We start from the raw sequence: 20254 nt of genomic DNA, 5'->3' as shown, positions 1-20254 counted from the left end.
ATGTTAAACAAAATCGCAACATCATCGTTGCTGCGTCAACTGGAACAACAACGTCAACAGGTACTCGATAAGAGCACACATCTACCGCCATACCTGCAAACCTGGTTGAGCCACCCGCTGCCCCAGGCCGATTATGATGTACGCCAGCAACCGATACTGGCGCTGGATATTGAAACCACTGGTCTGGATGCCAGCAGAGACCAGATTGTCAGTATTGGCTGGGTGCCTGTCATCAACAACATTATCCGTTTGTCAGGCGCACAGTACTTTTTAGTGAAACCGTTATCACAAAATCATCACCAACAGACCCTGATTCACCATATCCTGCCGCAAATGCAACAACAGGGGATACCACTGTCGCAAGCAATTGAGGTACTATTTACTGAGTTAAAAGGTAAAGTATTACTCGCGCACGGTAGCGTGATTGAACGGCAATTTATCCGGCAATTCACTCAGTTACAAGGCTGGCCCGAGTTGCCATTAATCTGGCTGGACACATTGAAAATCGAACAGACTTACCGTCAATTCGCTTCCCACACTGCGCCTCACCAGGCGATTAACGACTGGCGACTGAGTGCAATGCGCCAACGTTATAATCTGCCCGATTATCAGGCGCATCATGCACTGTCGGACGCTATTTCGACTGCAGAACTCTATCTGGCTCAACAAAAACGTCTGTATGCCAAAGAGTACGTTCCATTAGAAACCGTGTTGAAAGCGTCCGGGTAATACTGATGCACGAACCGCGCCCTGCCCGGCTCCCACAACAGCTAACAAGAAAGGTTTACAGCCCATGGCAACCATCAAAGACGTAGCAAAGGCCGCCGGCGTATCCGTCGCCACCGTATCGCGCGTGATCAATAAATCACCGAAGGCGAGTCAGGCGTCGATTGACGCTGTCACTAAAGCAATGAGTGAACTCGGCTATCGCCCCAATGCCGCCGCGCGGGCTCTGGTCAGTCAGAGTACCCAGACGATGGGCGTGCTGGTATCGGATGTGTCTGATCCGTTTTTCGGCACTCTGGTCAAAGCTGTAGATACGGTCGCGCGCCAGCACGGCAAGCATCTGCTGGTCGGTAATGGTTACCATAACCCGGAAGATGAGCGCCGCTCTATCGAACTGCTGATCAACAACCGCTGCGATGCGCTGGTGATCCACGCTAAAGCGCTGAGTGATGACGAACTGATTGCCTTTGCCCAAGAAGCGCCGGGCATGGTGATCATCAACCGTTTTATCCCCGAACTGGCTGAGCGCTGCATCTATCTCGACAACCACAAAGGTGCGCATCTGGCGACGGATTTTCTCATTCGCCAGGGACACAGCAAAATCGCGTTTATCGCTTCCAGCCATCAGATAACGGATGTGGACGAACGGCTGAGCGGTTATCGCGATGCGCTGCAGGAGCATGGCTTAGCCCAGCCTGACAGCTATGTTGAATATGGCGATCCGAGCAGTGAAGGTGGTGAGCAGGCGATGCTCAATCTGCTCAGTAAAGGACTCGAGATCAGCGCCATCGTCGCCTACAACGACAATATGGCCGCTGGCGCCCTGTCAGTGATGGAAGAAAACGGCATTGCGGTTCCGCAGCAGATTTCGATTGTCGGCTTTGATGACGGACTGATTGCGCGCTACGTTAAACCGCGCCTGACCACAGTACGTTATCCGATTCAGATGATGGCGGAAAATGCGGCCCAGCTCGCCCTGTACCTGGCCAAACAGCCGGCGGAAGCGGACACCAGTCCGAAACGCTACTCTCCGACTATGGTCAAACGTGATTCCGTCGCAGGGACTATGGCAGATTAAGCGTCTGACGCCGCTGCCTACCAAGAAAAGTTCTCCCCCAAAAGCTCACTGACAAAGTGAGCTTTTTCGTTCTGGCAGGCAGGCCACGTACTGATTGTGCACGCAACAGCGCCTGATCAATCATAAAAAAACCCATGATCAACAATCTTGCCACAACGCACTGCTTTCTCCCCCGAAAATGCAGTTCGCGCGCCGCGCCACTCCCTACAAGGCAACGCGACTATGCTCAAGATGTTGCCATGGGTAACTGGCTATAGAAAACCTAAAACAGTGAGAACAACTTAAACCGGTGCTGATTACAGCACCGCCATCAACCCCGCCCCTGATTTAGCCTGGCAGACATAGATACTTTCCTTCAGTCCGGTCGCAGCCTGATAGCGCTCAGCAACCGCGCTGGTGACCTTATCTACCAGCAGCGGCGGAACCAGCGCGACCACACAGCCGCCAAAACCACCCCCAGTCATACGTACGCCGCCCTGCTCACCGATCACCTGTTTTACAATGTCGACCAGGGTATCAATTTCACTCACGGTGATTTCAAAATCATCGCGCATGGAAGCGTGGGATTCGGCCATCAGTTGCCCCAGAACGACCATATCACCGTTACGCAGCGCCTGCGCCGCCTGTAAAGTGCGGGCATTTTCACTGATCACATGACGGGCGCGTTTGGCCACCATTTCATCGAGCCCGGCGCTGCGGGCATTGAACTGCTCCAGGCTGACATCGCGCAGAGCTTTGACGCCGAACCACTGCGCGGCCTGCTCACATTGCTGACGGCGGGTGTTGTATTCACTGTCAACCAGCCCGCGCTGCTTGTTGGAGTTAATGATCACCACCGCCATGTCCTGCGGCATCGAAACCGCCTCGGTTTCCAGGCTGCGGCAATCAATCAGCAGCGCATGATTATCCTCGCCCTGAGCGGAAATCAGCTGGTCCATAATGCCGCAGTTACAACCGACAAATTCGTTTTCGGCCTGCTGACCATTGAGTGCGATCTCCGCTTGTGACAACGGCAACTGGTACAGCTCTTTAAAGGTCTGACCTATCACCACTTCCAGCGCCGCTGAGGAACTCAGCCCTGCTCCCTGAGGTACGTTGCCGCTGACCGCCAGATCAACCCCGCGGAAAATCTGGCCGCGTTCGCGCAGGCAAAGCACAACACCACGGATGTAATTGGCCCACATTTTGTCATCCACAAAACGGATTTCACCATCAAGGGTAAATTCGTCCATCTGGTTGTCATAGTCACAGGCCACGACACGTACTACATTGTCATCGCGTTTTTTCGCGGCCACGACAGTCTGATAGTCGATGGCGCACGGCAGGACAAAGCCGTCATTATAATCGGTATGTTCACCGATCAGGTTGACCCGTCCCGGAGCTTGAATAATATGGCTTGGCTGACAGCCGAACGCGGCGTGGAAAGACGCGCTTACCGTGTGTTTAAGATCAGACATCATTAAATTCTCTTTGGTTATGGACGGCGCCTTAAAGCACGCCGTACCGACTAATCAGGCTTGTTCTTTGTAGTGGATGTCCGCGACATCACGCAAACGCTGCGCCGCTTGTTCCGCGGTCAGATCGCGCTGGGTTTCAGCCAGCATTTCATAACCGACCATAAACTTGCGCACTGTGGCACTGCGCAGCAGAGGCGGATAGAACAGTGCATGTAACTGCCAGTGTTCTATATCGGTTCCGGCACTGAAAAACGGCGCATAATGCCAGCCCATTGAATACGGGAAAGAGCACTGGAACAGGTTATCGTAACGACTGGTGAGCTTTTTAATCGCCAGCGCCAGATCATCACGTTGCTCGTCGCTCAGTTCATTCATGCGGCGAACATGGGCCTTGGGCAGCAGCATGGTTTCAAACGGCCAGGCAGCCCAGTAAGGCACCAGTGCCACCCAATGTTCCGTTTCCACCACGATGCGTGAACCGTCAGCCAGCTCTGCCTGAACATAATCCACCAGCAGGTTAGTGCCATGTTGCTGGTAATAGGCGTTAAGATGGGCTTCTTTACGCTCAATTTCATTGGGTAAGAAACTGTTGGCCCAAATCTGGCCATGCGGGTGCGGCTGCGAGCAACCCATGGTTTCACCCTTGTTCTCAAACGCCTGCACCCAGAGGTACTCTTTACCCAGCTCTTCAATCTGCTCATTCCACGTGTCAATCACGGCGCGAATTCCCGCCAGCGGAAGCTCTGGCAGGGTTTTGCTGTGATCCGGTGAGAAGCAAATCACCCGGCTCAAACCGGTCACACCCTGAATTTTAAACAGCGGACTGTCCGACTGCGGAGCTTGCGGTGAATCCGTCATTAACGCTGCAAAATCATTATTGAACACATAAGTCCCCGAATAATCCGGGTTAACATCGCCCGAAATCCGGGCGTTGGTCGGACAGAGAAAACAGTGCTGCTCATAGCTCGGTAACTGGGCGGTAGACGGTGTTTCGTCCTGACCGCTCCACGGACGCTTGGCTCGATGGGGAGAGACCAATACCCATTGTCCGGTCAAAGGGTTATAGCGGCGGTGTGGATGATCCACCGGATTAAATTTAAGATTTGTCATCTGTGCTTACCTAAACAATGTATGGGCCGTTAGTCCTGATAACCTTGCGGGTTTTGTGACTGCCAGCGCCAGGTATCTCTGGTCATTTCAGCCACACTGCGTGTTGCCTGCCAGCCCAGTTGCTGACGGGCTTTTTCGGTACTGGCCCAGCATTCGGCAATATCACCGGGACGACGCGGGCAGATCTCATAAGGCACCGGCTGACCACAGGCATCGCTGAACGCATTGACCATATCCAGTACACTCGACCCTTTCCCTGTGCCGAGGTTAAAAATATGCAATCCGGCCTCAGAACCGACTTTATCCAGTGCGGCAATATGGCCATCGGCCAGATCCATCACATGGATATAGTCACGCACGCCGGTACCGTCCGGCGTGGCATAGTCATCACCGAACACCGCCAGTTTGTCACGGCGCCCGACGGCAACCTGAGCAATAAACGGCATCAGGTTGTTGGGAATTCCTTGCGGGTCTTCGCCCATGCTGCCGGACGGGTGAGCACCGACCGGATTGAAATAACGCAGCAGAGTGATACTCCAGCCCGGCTCAGCAGCAAACAGATCGGTCAGACACTGCTCCACCATGTATTTGCTGCGTCCGTACGGATTGGTGGTGGCGCCGGTCGGAGACGATTCAGTGATTGGCACTTGTTGCGGGTCGCCGTACACCGTCGCCGATGAACTGAAGACCAGACTTTTCACTCCGGCTTTGCGCATACTGCGCAGCAGAACCAGCGTGCCGTTGACATTATTGTCGTAATACTCAATCGGTTTGCTGACCGATTCCCCGACCGCTTTGAGACCGGCGAAATGGACCACCGCCTTGACTGACGTCTGGACAAACACCGAATCCAAAAACGCTTCATCGCGAATATCGCCGACAAAGAAACGCGGGCGTACGCCGGTCAACGCTTCTATCCGGTTAAGTACTTCTGCCTTGGCATTACACAGGTTATCGACAATCACCGGCGTGATACCGGCCGCTATCATCTGTACACATGTGTGGCTGCCGATGTATCCCATACCACCTGTAATAAGAACGTTCACCTGTCACCTCTTGTTCGTTGTCTGTTGACGATAAGATGCAGTTTATCCTCAACCTAAGCGCACTTTCTGTGACTCTGCTCTCAAGGTGTAAACGTTTCCACAAAATTGGCAAAAAATGGCTTTAAGAAAAACAGAGATCATTAAAATAAGAGAACCAGAGAAAGAGATAGCGTTTTCACTCGCTGAGTTATCAGAGTCGTTAAACAGGCGTTACTTAGCTTCTCGGATCACAATCCGAGTGTTCTGATATTAGAAAAACGACATAGCAGGACAGACACCATAAACACGGCAATGACGGAAATGAAAAAAATGCGCCGCCCTGGCGGACGACGCATCCTGGTCGGTCGGACTTATGACCGTATTCAGGCACTGAAACCCAGGCTGGCAGCGATAGCCGTTTTGCGCTCCAGTACCCACTGGCTGTCAAACGGCCCCCAATCAGACAGTTGGTAGTAGCCATCGTTATGACGCCGGCCATCCTGAATGAACATCAATTCAATGCCGATCCCCGGCAGTGCTTTGATCACATCCTGAATAGTACGCCGCGGCCAGCCAGTCTTCTCAATCAGTTTGGGAACATTCGGTCGCTCAAGACTCTCCACCAGCAAGGCTAAATACAGGCGCCTTGCAAATACAGGACTCAATTCCATTGATAACCTCCTAATTATGCTAAGCACATTATTTCTGTTTTGCAGTTCAAGGTGTTGAGTTCGATCAATAACTCGCTAATCGCCGTAGCCCAGTGCATAATTTTTCAATTCACTAAAATAGTTTCATCACACTTTTGTCAGAAGGGAGCCTTCCTGTTACGATTTGGCAAACCTCATAATAAGCAGTATTCAAAGGATTCCTATGACCATCACTATGTACGGTATTCCCAATTGCGACACGATCAAAAAAGCGCGTAAATGGCTGGAAGCACAAGGTGTGGATTATCAGTTTCACGACTATCGTAAAGATGGCGTCAACGCTGATCTGGTAAGTGAATTTTGTCAGGCTCTCGGTTGGGAAAATGTACTCAACAAACGTGGCACTACCTATCGTCAACTGACACAAGAACAGAAAGATGGTCTCAATCAGGACAACGCAGTCCCTTTGCTGGTTGAACAACCCGCGATGATCAAGCGCCCGGTTCTGCGTGTCGATGGTCAGCTCCATATCGGTTTTAAAGCCGAACAATACGCTTCTCTTTTCTCTTAAATACAAGGATTTCAAGGATGACAGACAGCCCTGTTCTGGCTCTCGCAAAAGATTTAATCAGCCGCCAGTCTGTGACCCCGCTCGATGCGGGATGTCAGGACGTGATGATCGAACGTCTTAAAGCACTCGGTTTTGAGATTGAGATGATGGTGTTTGAAGACACCACCAATTTCTGGGCGCGCCGCGGCAGCGAAGCGCCGCTGTTTGCTTTTGCCGGTCACACTGACGTCGTACCGGCCGGACCGCTGGCGCAATGGCATACGCCTCCGTTCGAACCGACCGTTATAGACGGTCACCTGCATGGCCGTGGCGCTGCGGATATGAAAGGGTCACTGGCCTGTATGGTGGTGGCCGTGGAGCGCTTCATCGCTGAAAATCCGGATCATAAAGGCTCAATCGCCTTCCTGATCACCTCTGACGAAGAGGGGCCATTCATCAACGGTACCACGCGTGTGGTCGACACCCTGATGGCACGTGACGAGAAAATCGACATGTGCATTGTCGGCGAGCCATCCAGCACGCGGTACGTGGGTGATGTGGTCAAGAACGGCCGTCGCGGCTCTATCACCGGCGATCTGACGGTCAAAGGCATCCAGGGTCACGTGGCCTACCCGCATCTGGCCAATAACCCGGTTCATCAGGCACTGCCTGCTCTGGCAGAACTGGCTGCGACCACCTGGGATGAAGGCAATGAATACTTCCCGCCAACCAGTTTCCAGATCCCGAATCTGCATGCCGGTACCGGCGCCTCCAACGTGATTCCGGGTGAGTTTAATGTCCAGTTCAACTTCCGTTTCAGTACCGAACTGAGCGATGAAGAGATCAAACGTCGCGTACACTCAACTCTGGATGCGCACGGTCTTGAGTACGATCTGAAATGGACACTGAGCGGTCATCCGTTCCTGACCGATACCGGTGCTCTGCGCGATGCGGTGGTTAAAGCGGTCAGTGAAGTCAACCATCAGCAGCCGCAACTGCTGACCACAGGCGGGACTTCAGACGGCCGTTTCATCGCCCGCATGGGAGCGCAGGTCGTGGAGCTGGGTCCGGTTAACGCCACTATCCACAAAGTCAACGAGTGCGTGAACATTGCGGATCTGGAAAAGCTGACTGATATGTATCAGAAAACTCTCGAGAACCTGCTCGCGCAATGATGACCGCGGAGCAGCTGACCGGGCAAACCGAGTCACACCTGACCGAAGTCGTGGTGGGCCAGAAAGCCTTTCTGGTCCACCCACAGGTCAGCGCCGATTTGCTGGCGTTGAAACAAGCCGCCGATGCGGCCGGCTTTAATTTCAATATTGCCAGCGGTTTTCGCTCGTTTGAACGTCAGCTCGCGATCTGGAACCGTAAGATGAACGGCGAAGCGGTGATCCGCGATGCCGATAATCAGCCGTTAGATACGGCGCGGTTATCGCAAGGTGAAAAGGCGCAGGCCATCCTGCGCTGGTCCGCCCTGCCCGGCGGCAGCCGTCATCATTGGGGCAGTGATTTTGATGTCTTTGACCGTCATGCCCTGCCTGAGGGACAAACGCTGCAACTTGAGCCCTGGGAGTACTTAGAAGCCCATCAGCGGCCTTTTTATCAATGGCTGCAATGCAACCTGCACCGCTTCGGCTTCTTTTTCCCTTACCAGCAGCATGGTTCCGGAGTGGCATTTGAACCCTGGCATATCAGCCACCGTGCGACCGCACGTGAATGTCTGAGTGCCCTCACGCCGCAAATCCTGGATCAGCAGTTAGAACAGGCGCCCATTTTGGCGAAACAGTGGGTGCGCGAACACCTCAATCAGATCTACACTCAATATATTAGCCATATTTGCGATAGTGACTGAGATGATAGACTTCTTACTCAATCCCTGGGTTATCACCCTGCTGGTGATATTTGTGTTCGTGGGCAATATTGCAGCATTGAAACAGACGGCCAATACGGTCAAGTTTGGCGAAAAGCGGCCAAAAAGCGAGCTGGACAAGCTCAATGAACTGGATAAAGCGCGCCACGGAGAATCAGCGGCGCAGCCCGAGTCAGCTCAAGACCCGGCCAGTGAGGATAAGCGATCACACAGTGATAAAATGCAATAATAAAGTGCAAAGACAGTAAAAAGGGACGCTGATGCGTCCCTTTTGTTGTTTATAACGATGTAACGTCAATAAAGGCTTTATTGCGTTTTACTGCGCTCCGAAATCGCCGCCAGCACCGGCATCATCTCTTTCAACAGCGCTTCTTCAACCGGTTTACCCGCTGAATCTGTCACGTTGATTGACGTGCGGTTACCCAAATCACCAAACAGGAAGGTATAAGTACCCGCCTTGAGGTTCATTGGTTTCACACCGATTTGCTGCCAGAACTCATCGTCCGGCGCGGCATATTTAGCCTTAATCGTACCTTGTGACTGATTACGTTCTTCCAGAGTAAAGCCCATGCGAGGCAACAGCTCCGGCAGTCGAGGCCACAAAACATTATAAGGAGAGCGAGCAATAATGACCGGGAAGCCACTGCGGTCAGCACCCATAGAGATCGGGATCTGTTTCACCAGCGCCTGAGCTTTACGCTCCGCTTCCGCGCGCACTTCCTGATCGTATCGAGCGGTCACCAGGTTGGTCATCAACACGCTATAACGCTCTTTATTGGTCATAGAGACCGCCTGACGCTCACCAGCCTGCTGCCAGTCGATCAGGGCGACCGAGAAACCATAACGGTTATTCGCTTCGACCCGGCTCAGTTCGTAACGGCTACCGATTTCGGCATCTTCATCTTCCGAGACCCAGTTCACCCAGTCAGTTTCAACTTGGGTGTCTGATTGTTGACGCGCTTTAATTTTATGCTCACGCATCATCGTCAGTGCAGTCTGCCACACTTGATCGGCTTCATCTTTACGGATCATCCACAAAGTGACTTTGCCATTCTGGCTTTCGGCTCTGGCGCCTGGAATAAGTTCCAGCACCTGTTGCGGCGGACGAATATCGACCACAGTGCCGACACCACCTTTGAAATCACCTTGAGGAATATCGTAATCGGGATAAAACTGCGGCGTCGCCCCTTCAGGCAATGCCCACTGTTTAAAATCTTTGGTCTCTAGATAGGCAAAATCATCTTTGGCCTGGCGGCGTTGCGTTGGGCTGCTTGAACAGGCACTCAACACCAAAACAGCCAGTGACCCAACCACCAGCTGACGCGATAACTTCATTGAAACTCCTAAAATGTACCGGGGTATGAAAACCCCGGCATTGTACTGGATAGTGCCTTAGAAAATACAGGCTTCTGTCATTGCTTGGGCAACAAGTGGACGAGCTTGTTCAGAGAGTTCCGTTAAAGGTAGACGCAGATCACCTTCTGCAATCAGACCCATTTTGTGAGCAGCCCATTTAACCGGAATCGGACTGGACTCAACAAACAAACCTTTGTGCAGCGCCATCAGACGCTGGTTAATCACTTCAGCTTCTTCAAACTTACCTTCCAGCGCCAGACGCATCATTTTTGCCATGTCTGCAGCTGCAACGTTGTTGGTCACCGAAATGACACCCTGACCACCCAGTTTTACAAACTCGAGGCCGGTCGCGTCATCACCACTGAGCAGATCGAAATCTTTACCACACAGTTCACGGTGCAGGGCAACACGGCTCAAATCACCTGTTGCATCTTTGAGTGCGACAATGTTTTTTAGTTCCGCAACACGAGCCACTGTTTCTGGTTTCATGTCAACCGCGGTACGGCCAGGTACGTTGTAGAGGATAACCGGCACGTCGGTTTCCTGAGAAATCACTTTGTAATGCTGATACAAACCTTCCTGAGTCGGTTTGTTGTAGTACGGCGTCACACTCAGGTAACCTGAGATGCCGGTATTGTTCAGTAGTCGGCTGAAGGTCACTGATTCGTGGGTTGCATTCGCACCAGTGCCCGCAATGACCGGAATACGCCCGTCGGAAAACTCAACAGTTTTCTCCACAACTTTGACATGCTCTTCGATCGAGAGGGTGGCTGATTCACCGGTCGTCCCCACAGAAACGATTCCGTCAGTGCCAGCATCGATATGGTAATCGACCAGCTTTTTCAGGCTACGATAATCGACCTCACCGTCTGAATTAAAAGGTGTAATTAACGCGACGATACTTCCTGAAAACATGTCTATCTCCCTAGATTGATAACTCTTGCATGGTACTGCATGGCGCTTGAAAAACACAAGAGGGGCAAAGCGCTTAAATAGCCCTTATGAGTGAATATTTATCAGATGTCAGATTTTAGGCTCATTCTATTCTGTACTCTGCTTTATACACAGTACAAACCACCGGATGTCAAACGGTGGTCATTTATGCCCAAAGACACCCCTTTCTGCGCTCGATGCGAACCGCAACTTGGTAAAGGCTCTATGCCTGCTTTCCCGACTTTATCATGAAATCACTGCATGCAAAGGATAATTGTCGCGTTATAGAGGGTTTATTTTTATCACTTTCGGGTATGTCAAAATAACGCTTTGTCGTCGCACAGAAAAAGACGTTTTGGTGCGCTTTCTCTATACTTTAACTGTGTTAACATGCCGGAAAAATTCAGCGAAGTGATGCTATGACTCAACATTTAGTAATTACCGCAGTAGGAAGCGACCGACCAGGCATCTGTAATCAGGTGATCAAACTGGTGACTCAGGCCGGATGCAATATCATCGACAGTCGTATCGCCTTGTTCGGAAACGAATTTACCCTGATTATGTTAGTGTCGGGCAATGCCAACAGTGTCACACGGGTGGAAACCTTGCTGCCGTTACTGGGGCAGGAGCAGGAGCTGATCACCATGATGAAACGTACCTCACCTCATGTGAGCCAAAACAACGCTTACATCGTAGACATTTACGTCGAGTCCGATGACAAGCCCGGGCTGACTGAAAAGTTCACCCAGTTTTTTGCCGAACGTAATATCGGTATGGCCTCACTCAGTGCCCAGACCATCGATAAGCAAAAACTTGAAAGTGAACATGACCAGTTCCAGCTCGCGATCACTGCGCACGTCGACGGTAATTGTAATCTGATGCAACTGCAGGAAGATTTTGATGCGGTGTGCGCTCAATTACAGGTCAAAGGTTCGCTGAACTTTATTAAAAACAGTCTCTGAACAAGCAATAAAAGGAAGGATGATGAATACACTAACCGCAGGCTCACCAGCACCGGCTTTTGCGCTTCCCGATCAGGATGGTAATACGGTCTCTTTGTCTGACTTTGCCGGTAAAAAAGTGCTGTTCTACTTTTACCCGAAAGCCATGACTCCCGGCTGTACTGTCCAGGCACAAGGAATGCGTGATGTCAAAGCAGAACTGGATGCGCACAATGTGGTCGTTCTGGGTGTCAGCATTGATCCGGTTAAACGTCTGGGCAAATTCATTGAACGCGACAATCTCAACTTCACGCTGCTGTCAGATGAAGACCATGCCGTAGCGGAACAGTTTGGCGTATGGGGCGAGAAAAAATTCATGGGTAAGGTGTACGATGGCCTGCACCGCATCAGTTTTCTGATTGATGAAAACGGCACAATTGAACATGTATTTAATAAGTTCAAAACCAAAGATCATCACGAAGTTGTTCTTAATTATCTCAATGAGAAAAATGCATAAATAGTCAAAGGGCCAGTCACAAGACTGGCCCTTTTTTTGTGTGAAGCTGTACACCACTCAGACAATAAACTTGTTCAGAATGGCGTCTTGCTCACGCACATTTTCTGTCTGGGCCTGCATCGAAATACTCGCCTCTTGCGCAGATTCCGATACCTGAGTCGACAGATCTTTAATTTTCACCGTATTGCTGTTGATCTCTTCCGCAACCAGGCTCTGCTCTTCCGCCGCAGAAGCAATTTGCATATTCATATCACTGATCTGCTGAATTGACGCGCGGATACGCTGCAGCGCTTCATCCGCCAGCTGAGCTTTTTCCACGGCATCTTCTGCGGTCGACTTGCTCTCTTTCATCGCCACAGAAACGGAACCTGCACCCGCCTGCAACTGTTCAATCATGCTGCGGATTTCCGTCGTCGATTGCTGAGTACGTTGCGCCAGGGTCCGAACTTCATCGGCAACCACAGCAAAACCTCGGCCAGACTCACCGGCACGGGCTGCTTCAATCGCCGCGTTCAGCGCCAGCAAATTGGTCTGATCGGCAATATCGTTGATCACTTTCAAGATGGTTTCGATATTGGATGTCGCCGATTCCAGACCGCGCACCTCTTCCACCGCCATCTCAATATGAGCGGACAAACGGTCAATCGACTGGGCGGTATCACTCACCACACGTGAACCTTCCACGGTCGCATCGTCGGCTTCTTTCGCCGCTGAAGCGGCCCCTTGGGCGTTATTGGCCACTTCCGTTGCTGTCACCGCCATCTCGTGCATCGCGGTCGCCAACTGCTCAAGCTCCTGCAGTTGATCGCGCATCGCCGCCGCAGAGCCCTGCACTGTTCCCATTGTTTGCTCAGCACCATGCATGATTTCTACGCCAATCGCCTTGGACTGCTGAATCTGCTTTTGCAGTGCTTCGGTAAAGGTATTGAAGCCCTGTGCCAGCTCAGCAAACTCTTTATCGGTGTCCGTACTGAGACGTTTGGTTAAATCACCCTGACCGGACGCGACATCTTTAATCGCTTCATTGAGCGTACCCAGCGGACGCATCAGGAACTTAATCAGCAAGGTCAGGCCGACGATACTCACCAATACGCCAATCACAGTGTAAATGATGCTATTAGTACGCAGCGTATCCACTGAATCGTAAGCCTTATTTTCATCGACAATCGCACCTATGTACCAGTTTTCACTTGGCACCTTGGTGAAGTTGACCATAAACGGATTGCCATCAATCTCTATTTCCTGCGTTCCCGGAGTAATGGTGACCTGTGGCAGATAGCTGCTCAGCTTCTCGCCGTTGTTCGCCGTGGTCGGGTGCGCGATAGTGGTGCCATCGGCGGTAACGATGAACAGGTAACCGGCATCGAAAAGGTTAATGGAGTTGATAAGATCTGCCAGCTTGGTCAGCTCAAGATCGTAGAACATGCCACCGACAAACTGACCGTTGTCAAACACCGGCGTACCGATAGACATAATGGTTTTCTTAGTTGATACATCAACATACGGCGCAGTCAGCGTTAGCTTACGCTCTTGCTTGGCGGCCATAAACCAAGGGCGTTTACGCGGATCATAATCGCCGCTTGGCTCCCAGCCATCGTCATTTTCAACCACGCTGCCGTCGGCTTGATAGCCAAGACCGACCGCCAGGAAACTGCCTTTCAGTGCCGGTTTTTCCAACACGTTTTTAACGTAAGTGCGGTTCTGCGGATCCAGTTCCAGAACTTCGGTGGTGGACTGAGCCAGCGCCTTTTTACTGGTCATCTGTGCGGTAATCGTGTTATTTACCCCGGCAACCATCTCCTTCAGGCTGCTGTTAACCAAAGACTCGACTTCTGTGCGCACTGTGCTCAGCTGCTGAATCGATAACAGCAATATAATCAGTAACAGTAGCGCCGATGAAGCGGCCACAATTTTTTGGCTAAATCTCATATCTTCCCTCAACTCATAAGCTTGTAGCGATTAACTGCAATCAATAAAAAGTCATTTATTATTATTTGATCCATCATTGTGTATATATCGACTAGCCATAACAAAACTTAAGGCCTAACTTAACCGTTAGTTATAGTTCAATCAATAATACTTTATTTACATTTTATTCACCGGATAAATTAACGCCCCATCATACAATGACAGGGCGCCGCAAAATTTAGTGCTGCAATCAGCTCAGTTGCTCCGGTGGATCTTCTTCGGTACTCGGCAGGGCATTCCAGACCGCTTTCACCAGAGTCGCCAGCGGGATAGCAAAGAACACCCCCCAGAAACCCCATAATCCACCAAACACCAGCACAGAGACGATGATGGCAACCGGGTGCAGGTTGACCGCTTCAGAAAACAGCACCGGAACCAGTACATTCCCATCCAGTGCCTGTATGATGCCATAAGCAATCAGCAGGTAGTAAAACTGCGGCGTCATTCCCCATTGGAACAAACCGACCACTGCCACCGGAACCGTCACTGCGGCAGCACCGATATACGGGATCAACACCGAGAGGCCGACCGCGACCGCGAGCAGCACCGAATAACGCAGGTCAAGAATAGCAAAAGTGACATAGCTGACACTGCCCACAATCAATATTTCCAATACTTTACCGCGAATATAGTTGGAAATTTGCTGATTCATTTCATGCCAGACTTTGTTGGCCAGCTTACGGTTGCGTGGCAGAACGCCGCGCACCATACCCAACATTTCCTGCTTGTCTTTGAGCAGGAAGAAGACCAGCAAAGGCACCAGGATCAGGTAAACCGCTAAGGTCGCAATACTGACCAGGGAAGCCAGAGAGCCTTTCACCACGGATTCGCCCATACCCAACGCTTTATTTTTGGCATTGGTTACAATCGATTCAACGATTTGCAGATTGGCCAGTTCCGGATAGCGCTCTGGAATCATGGCGATAAATTTTTGCAGCCCGTTGTACATATTGGGAATATCGTTAATCAGGTTAACGATCTGCTGCCAGATGGTCGGTACCAGGCCAAACACCGCCAGCAACATCAGGCCGGTAAACAGCATAATGACTAATATCACCGCCAGAGTGCGCGGGATTTTCATTCGGCACAATTGGATCACCGGCCATTCCAGCAGATAAGCCAGTACAATAGCGACCAGCAGAGGGGCAATTAGATGACCAAAGAAATAGATGGTAATAAAACCAAAGAACAGTATCGCCACCAGGCTGACAGCGTGTGGATCGGAGAAACGTCGCTTATACCAACGACTCACCAGTTCAAACATTGGATCCTCTCTCCTTAACTATGTGTAGCGAAAAATAACCATCGGCATAGTCACTCTGGCAGGTAAACGGTTGCCGGAGCAAGTAGGCTTCAATATCGCGTTTTGAGTTTGGATCAGACAGCAAAATGGTGGTCGATTCACCAGCATCCAGCTGCACAGTGTGACGTTTGGCAAGTAATAACGCCATAGGGCAGCGCTGCTGACGTAAATCGAGAATATTCGGTTCCATTCTGCGGCTCAATCCTTAATATAGGTGAGATATTGTATAGTCTTTTGCGCGGCGTGCCAGTTTTTCTCTCGGAGAAAAAATCGTTACCTTTCATTACCAAGCAATAGCGAATCGGCAAACCCGCGCAAGATTGACTAATGGTCAAAGGTGCAGCGCTGCTGCCATGCCGGCGCACCTTGTCAGCGTATCAGTCCCGGCCGCCCGCAGGGAAACCATTCCGATGAGACAGTGTCTTAGTGAGAGATGATTTTGGAGTATTACCTGTAGCTATGATAGTCAAACGTACTCGTTCACTGTTATGTCTCTGCCTCGCAGCGGCCCTGGCCGCTCCGGTGCCGAGTTATGCCGACAGCATTGAATTGCCCGACATCGGCACCGTCGCCGGCTCAACCCTGACCATAGATCAGGAACTGATCTATGGTGACGCATACATGCGCATGCTGCGCAATAACCAACCGGTTATCGATGACCCGGTCCTGAACGAATACATCGATGCGCTCGGTCACCGCCTGGTCGCCAACAGCGATGATGTCAAAACGCCGTTCACCTTTTTTATGATTCGCGATCGTAACATTAACGCGTTTGCGTTTTTCGGCGGTTATGTGGCCCTGCATTCCGGCCTGTTCCTGCATGCCCAGTCTGAGAGTGAACTGGCATCGGTGATGGCGCATGAAATCGCCCATGTCACCCAACGTCACCTGGCGCGCAGTATGGAAGATCAGGCCCAGCGAACGCCGGCCACCATTGCCGCCCTGGCTGGCTCACTGCTGCTGGCTATCGCAGCCCCGCAAGCGGGTATTGCCGCCATTACCGCCACGACCGCCGGTAATATTCAGAGTCAGATCAACTACACCCGAGCCAATGAAAAAGAAGCCGACCGGTTTGGCATCAATACCCTGGCCAAAGCGGGTTTTGACGTCAATGCCATGCCACGCTTTTTTGGTCGTCTGGCCGATGAATATCGCTATGCCAGCACACCACCGCCTATGTTGCTGACTCACCCGCTGCCGGCTGATCGTATCACCGACAGCCGGGTGCGTGCCCAGCAGTTCAGTCCGGTTCAGTTGCCGCCGTCGCTGCATTATCACCTGGCGCGCGCGCGCGTGGTTGCCCGTTATGCCGGGATTGACTCAGATGCCGCGCTGGATTGGTTTGAGCGCACGCAGAAAAAAGCGGCTCCCGAGCTCAAACCGGCCTTTGACTATGGCAAAGCGCTGGTGTATCTCGACAGCCGCCGTTTTGATGAGGCAGAGCCCCTGCTCGATTCGCTGCTCAAAAGCGATGCCAACAATAATTTCTATCTCGATGCGCTGACCGACCTGTATCTGGCCACAGACCGAGCGCCACAGGCAGTCGAACGCCTCAGCAGCGCGCTGAAGCAGAAGCCGAATAACCCGGTGCTGGTCATCAACTATGCCAACGCATTGATCAAAGCGGAGCAGTATCCGCAGGCAATACGTACCCTGCAGCGCTACACCCATGACAACCCCAACGATCCCAATGGCTGGCACCTGTTATCTGAGTCCAGTGCCCTCGGGGGGAACGGCGCCGAAGAGCTGGCGGCACGGGCTGAAATCCTCGCTCTGCAAGCCAACTGGAACAAAGCGATTCAGTTTTATACTCAGGCCAGCCAGCTGGCGAAACTGGGCAGTTTGGAACAGGCGCGCTACGATGCACGTATCGACCAGTTGATGGTGCAACGAGAGCGCTTCTTGACACTGCAATAACCTACTTAAGAGGAAGTTTTTATGTCTGTCGTGATTTATCACAACCCGAGATGCTCCAAAAGCCGTGAAACACTGGTGCTGTTGCAAGCCAACCACATCGACCCACAAGTGGTGAAATACCTGGATGAGCCGCTGAGCGTGGCCCAGTTGAAAGAGCTGTACACCCAGCTGGGCCTGAGTCAGGTGCGCGAGATGATGCGGACCAAAGAAGAACTCTATAAAGAACTCAACCTGGCTGACAGCTCACTATCGGATGATGACCTGTTTGCCGCCATGGCCGAACACCCGAAGCTGATTGAACGTCCAATCGTGGTTGCCAACGGAAAAGCCCGCCACGGGCGTCCACCGGAGCAGGTACTGGACATTCTATGACAGTAGAACAGGTATGAGAGTAGAACAGGTATGAGTCTGAAACTCGTAGTGCTGTATTACAGCCGCCATGGCGGCACCCGTGCGCTGGCGCGTCAGGTCGCACGTGGCATTGAGTCGGTCGCTGGCTGTGAGGCCGTACTGCGCACTGTGCCGGAGCTCAGCCCGCAGCAGGTCGATGGAGCAGATCCCCACCTGACTCTGGATGAGCTCAAGCAGTGCGATGGTCTGGCGATGGGCAGCCCGGTCTGGTTTGGTAATATGGCCGCTCCCCTGAAACACTTCTGGGATCAAACCACTCCGCTGTGGCTGAGCGGAGATCTCATCGACAAACCGGCCTGCGTATTCACTTCCTCGTCCACTTTGCATGGCGGCCAGGAAACCACACAGCAAAGCATGCAATTACCCCTACTTCATCACGGCATGCTGATTCTCGGCATCCCCTATTCCGAGCCGGCGCTGCACACCACAAGCTCCGGCGGCACGCCTTATGGCGCCAGTCATGTGTCGGGTCATCAGGACAAACTGAGCGCAGAGGAAAACCAGCTGGCGCAACGCTTAGGGCAACGCCTTGCGCGTATCGCAAGCCAACTGAAGGAAAATTCATGAGTGTCGACATGTCTCCCCGCACTGCGCTGTTCCGCTGGCTGGCACTGGGCGGAAATTTAGCGTTGCTGGCCTGGATAGCACTGTGGCAACTGTCGCTATCGCCTCATCCGCACATTAATGCGCTGACCCTGGCCATCGCCTGGATGATCCCCTTGCTACTGCCACTGCCGGGAATCCTGGCCGGCAAACCGTACACGCATGCCTGGGCCAATTTCATTTTGATGTTCTACTTTTTGCACGCCCTGACTCTGCTGTACATCGATAACGGTGAACGCTTGCTGGCGGCGGTGGAACTTGTCCTTACCTTTGCCGCCTTTATCGGCAATATCCTCTACGCCCGTCACCGTGGTAAAGAGCTGGGCTTGAAACTGACCCGCTTGTCAGAGGTAGAAAAGCAGGAGCGGGCCCGATTTGATCAGCCACGTAAGTAATGCCTCAGCACCGCAAATAGCGCAGCTGATGGTAAAGACAGACGACATTAAAAAAGCGCCTAATGGCGCTTTTTTACTGATGACGAATCGTGACTGATTCCCGCTGACATGATTTGCCGCTGTTATCACTGCTCATTCTTATTGCCGCCGACGGTTATTGTTGCCAGCTAAAGTACAACACTGGCAGTGCAGGTAGTAGCGGCTCAGGCTCAGCAAGCGGCGCTTGCGCCACTGTTGACTCTGCCAATACCGGAGTAATGTCTGTTGGCGATATCGGATCGGCGCTGCTTTCCTGCGCCGGAACCGCAGCGCCATCAATCTCTGCCTCATCAGTCACAGATGCGTCATCACTCAGTGGCTGTGACGTCACCTCAGGTACAGGCGCGACAAGTGGTGCTGGTGGCGCTTCACGCTTACCGACTGCACCAATACGCAGCGCTTCCTGTTCAAACTCAGCTTCACTGGTCAGCAGATTCACCTTGAAGGTGACTTCATCGCCCTGAATTTTCACTATGTCCAGTGACGCCACTGAACTCAGGCGCTGTAACTGCTCTTCCAGAGTAAAGAAAGCAATCGCACCATCAATCGGTTTAAAGGCCGCCAGTACAGCTTGCGATGATTCGCCATTGACCACAACCGCATTCTGCTTGGCATAGTAATCGCTAAGCTCATCCACCATCTGGGTCGCCGCATCCGCACCGGATGCTTGGCCGTTCAACGGCGTTTTCGGTGCGGAAATCATGCTCTCGGCCTGCTGATCATACAAGGTCCAGCGTAAATCAGAACCTTGGGCGCGTACCACAAGTACCGCATCCGTAGCGTAACGCTGGCTGGCCTGGCTGATTGGCCGGCTAAACCCCCCCCACAAATCGGAAATCTGTGCACCGGTGATATCATCAAAATCACCCACCGGTACCGTCAATGGCAAACCTCGGGCAGCAGCGGCAAGCCTGATGTGTTTAAGCAGCGCTGAATCACTGTGTTCCCAGCTGATGCTGCGATCATAATCGGACTCTTCTACCAGCCACACCAGCAGATTGGCACGCTCCTGCGGCCAGAATGGTAATTGAGCCTGGGTCAGTAATGCACGAACGTTAGGCGCACTAAAGCCCATACGCACCACTTTGGCGTCATCCTGCTGGGCATAGCTGATTTGATTGAGATACTGAGACGTGCGGCCGAGGGCTTTTTGCACCACACTATTACTGGCCGCATCTTTATTGCCGCTGGCGCGGATGATCACTTGCTGCAATCCCGCGGCACGGGCGGCAGCATCGGCGTTATCCTGTTGCTGATCCAGTACCACTTCCGTTTGATACAAGTTGACTTTTGTCAGGGCAAACGCGGGCAGACTCATCAGCCCCATCATCAACCAAGCTAAATAACGCATACTCTTCCTACCTTCCACATCGTGAAGCCTGATGATAAGCAACTCTCCCGC

General features: G+C 52.2%; 22 protein-coding genes. 12 read left to right on the top strand and 10 right to left on the bottom strand.

Annotated elements, in window-relative coordinates; genetic code table 11:
* Together E6C74_RS00860 and E6C74_RS00855 are read left to right on the top strand one after the other, a co-directional pair.
* Positions 1-729, top strand: coding sequence for an exonuclease domain-containing protein (locus tag E6C74_RS00860; RefSeq protein WP_136482442.1), 729 nt, complete (start codon positions 1-3; stop codon positions 727-729).
* Positions 730-793: 64 nt separating this feature from the next.
* A complete protein-coding gene (locus E6C74_RS00855) occupies positions 794-1804 on the top strand; it encodes a substrate-binding domain-containing protein (protein ID WP_136482440.1) in 1011 nt (336 codons plus the stop codon).
* 296 nt (positions 1805-2100) lie between these two features.
* Here the strand turns inward: E6C74_RS00855 and galK are convergent, their stop codons facing one another.
* The 4 genes from galK to E6C74_RS00835 all read right to left on the bottom strand — a co-directional run bounded on the left by galK (position 2101) and on the right by E6C74_RS00835 (position 6067).
* Positions 2101-3261: a galactokinase gene (gene galK, locus E6C74_RS00850; protein ID WP_136483159.1), complete on the bottom strand. Its 1161-nt coding sequence runs from the start codon at positions 3259-3261 to the stop codon at positions 2101-2103.
* Between the two features lie 54 nt (positions 3262-3315).
* Positions 3316-4371, bottom strand: coding sequence for a UDP-glucose--hexose-1-phosphate uridylyltransferase (locus E6C74_RS00845; RefSeq protein WP_136482438.1), 1056 nt, complete (start codon positions 4369-4371; stop codon positions 3316-3318).
* Between the two features lie 29 nt (positions 4372-4400).
* Positions 4401-5417, bottom strand: coding sequence for a UDP-glucose 4-epimerase GalE (gene galE / locus E6C74_RS00840; RefSeq protein WP_136482436.1), 1017 nt, complete (start codon positions 5415-5417; stop codon positions 4401-4403).
* Positions 5418-5779: 362 nt separating this feature from the next.
* Entirely contained in the window at positions 5780-6067 is a 288-nt protein-coding gene (locus E6C74_RS00835) for a helix-turn-helix domain-containing protein (RefSeq protein WP_136482434.1), read from the bottom strand.
* Between the two features lie 202 nt (positions 6068-6269).
* Between E6C74_RS00835 and E6C74_RS00830 the strand changes: the two genes are divergently transcribed.
* The 4 genes from E6C74_RS00830 to E6C74_RS00815 are packed head-to-tail and all read left to right on the top strand — an operon-like array spanning position 6270 to position 8698.
* The gene (locus tag E6C74_RS00830) at positions 6270-6617 is read left to right on the top strand and encodes an ArsC family reductase (protein WP_136482432.1); all 348 of its coding nucleotides are present in this window, start codon (positions 6270-6272) and stop codon (positions 6615-6617) included.
* Between the two features lie 17 nt (positions 6618-6634).
* Positions 6635-7771 (top strand): succinyl-diaminopimelate desuccinylase, encoded by a 1137-nt coding sequence (gene dapE / locus E6C74_RS00825; protein WP_136482430.1) that lies wholly within the window; start codon positions 6635-6637, stop codon positions 7769-7771.
* Positions 7771-8451, top strand: coding sequence for a M15 family metallopeptidase (locus E6C74_RS00820; protein WP_206208369.1), 681 nt, complete (start codon positions 7771-7773; stop codon positions 8449-8451). Before dapE ends, E6C74_RS00820 begins: the two co-directional genes overlap by 1 nt.
* Positions 8452-8455: 4 nt before the next feature.
* The gene (locus E6C74_RS00815; RefSeq protein WP_206208368.1) at positions 8456-8698 is read left to right on the top strand and encodes a DUF2897 family protein; all 243 of its coding nucleotides are present in this window, start codon (positions 8456-8458) and stop codon (positions 8696-8698) included.
* Positions 8699-8775: 77 nt separating this feature from the next.
* On the opposite strand, the gene bamC is transcribed toward E6C74_RS00815, so the two are convergent.
* Together bamC and dapA are read right to left on the bottom strand one after the other, a co-directional pair.
* On the bottom strand, positions 8776-9804 hold the full coding sequence (gene bamC / locus E6C74_RS00810) for an outer membrane protein assembly factor BamC (protein ID WP_136482424.1): 1029 nt from the start codon (positions 9802-9804) through the stop codon (positions 8776-8778).
* Between the two features lie 57 nt (positions 9805-9861).
* Positions 9862-10740 carry a 4-hydroxy-tetrahydrodipicolinate synthase gene (dapA, locus tag E6C74_RS00805; RefSeq protein WP_136482422.1) on the bottom strand — a complete coding sequence of 293 codons (879 nt, stop codon included), beginning with the start codon at positions 10738-10740 and terminating at the stop codon, positions 9862-9864.
* A gap of 437 nt (positions 10741-11177) precedes the next feature.
* On the opposite strand from dapA, the gene E6C74_RS00800 reads away from it, so the two are divergent.
* Positions 11178-11720 carry a glycine cleavage system protein R gene (locus E6C74_RS00800; protein ID WP_136482420.1) on the top strand — a complete coding sequence of 181 codons (543 nt, stop codon included), beginning with the start codon at positions 11178-11180 and terminating at the stop codon, positions 11718-11720.
* 22 nt (positions 11721-11742) lie between these two features.
* The gene (gene bcp / locus E6C74_RS00795) at positions 11743-12216 is read left to right on the top strand and encodes a thioredoxin-dependent thiol peroxidase (RefSeq protein WP_136482418.1); all 474 of its coding nucleotides are present in this window, start codon (positions 11743-11745) and stop codon (positions 12214-12216) included.
* Positions 12217-12273: 57 nt separating this feature from the next.
* On the opposite strand, the gene E6C74_RS00790 is transcribed toward bcp, so the two are convergent.
* The 3 genes from E6C74_RS00790 to E6C74_RS00780 all read right to left on the bottom strand — a co-directional run bounded on the left by E6C74_RS00790 (position 12274) and on the right by E6C74_RS00780 (position 15677).
* Positions 12274-14145, bottom strand: a complete 1872-nt coding sequence (locus E6C74_RS00790; RefSeq protein ID WP_136482416.1) for a methyl-accepting chemotaxis protein — start codon at positions 14143-14145, stop codon at positions 12274-12276.
* 229 nt (positions 14146-14374) lie between these two features.
* Positions 14375-15448, bottom strand: coding sequence for an AI-2E family transporter (locus tag E6C74_RS00785; RefSeq protein WP_136482414.1), 1074 nt, complete (start codon positions 15446-15448; stop codon positions 14375-14377).
* Positions 15441-15677 carry a sulfurtransferase TusA family protein gene (locus E6C74_RS00780; protein ID WP_136482412.1) on the bottom strand — a complete coding sequence of 79 codons (237 nt, stop codon included), beginning with the start codon at positions 15675-15677 and terminating at the stop codon, positions 15441-15443. Before E6C74_RS00780 ends, E6C74_RS00785 begins: the two co-directional genes overlap by 8 nt.
* Before the next feature lie 269 nt (positions 15678-15946).
* Between E6C74_RS00780 and E6C74_RS00775 the strand changes: the two genes are divergently transcribed.
* From E6C74_RS00775 to E6C74_RS00760, 4 genes are read left to right on the top strand one after another with little or no spacing between them, the layout of a single operon-like run.
* Positions 15947-17404: a M48 family metallopeptidase gene (locus E6C74_RS00775; protein ID WP_136482410.1), complete on the top strand. Its 1458-nt coding sequence runs from the start codon at positions 15947-15949 to the stop codon at positions 17402-17404.
* 21 nt (positions 17405-17425) lie between these two features.
* Positions 17426-17776 (top strand): arsenate reductase (glutaredoxin), encoded by a 351-nt coding sequence (gene arsC / locus E6C74_RS00770; RefSeq protein ID WP_136482408.1) that lies wholly within the window; start codon positions 17426-17428, stop codon positions 17774-17776.
* A gap of 30 nt (positions 17777-17806) precedes the next feature.
* Positions 17807-18382, top strand: a complete 576-nt coding sequence (wrbA, locus tag E6C74_RS00765; RefSeq protein WP_136482406.1) for an NAD(P)H:quinone oxidoreductase — start codon at positions 17807-17809, stop codon at positions 18380-18382.
* The gene (locus tag E6C74_RS00760; RefSeq protein ID WP_136482403.1) at positions 18379-18813 is read left to right on the top strand and encodes a DUF2069 domain-containing protein; all 435 of its coding nucleotides are present in this window, start codon (positions 18379-18381) and stop codon (positions 18811-18813) included. Before wrbA ends, E6C74_RS00760 begins: the two co-directional genes overlap by 4 nt.
* Positions 18814-18967: 154 nt before the next feature.
* Here the strand turns inward: E6C74_RS00760 and E6C74_RS00755 are convergent, their stop codons facing one another.
* The gene (locus E6C74_RS00755; protein ID WP_136482402.1) at positions 18968-20203 is read right to left on the bottom strand and encodes a DUF2066 domain-containing protein; all 1236 of its coding nucleotides are present in this window, start codon (positions 20201-20203) and stop codon (positions 18968-18970) included.
* Between the last annotated feature and the right edge of the window lie 51 nt (positions 20204-20254).

The organism is Vibrio sp. H11 (assembly GCF_004804295.1).
GTDB lineage: Bacteria > Pseudomonadota > Gammaproteobacteria > Enterobacterales > Vibrionaceae > Vibrio > Vibrio ostreae.
Note: the sequence above shows the minus strand (reverse complement) of the source record. Positions and strands in the feature narration are given on the sequence as shown.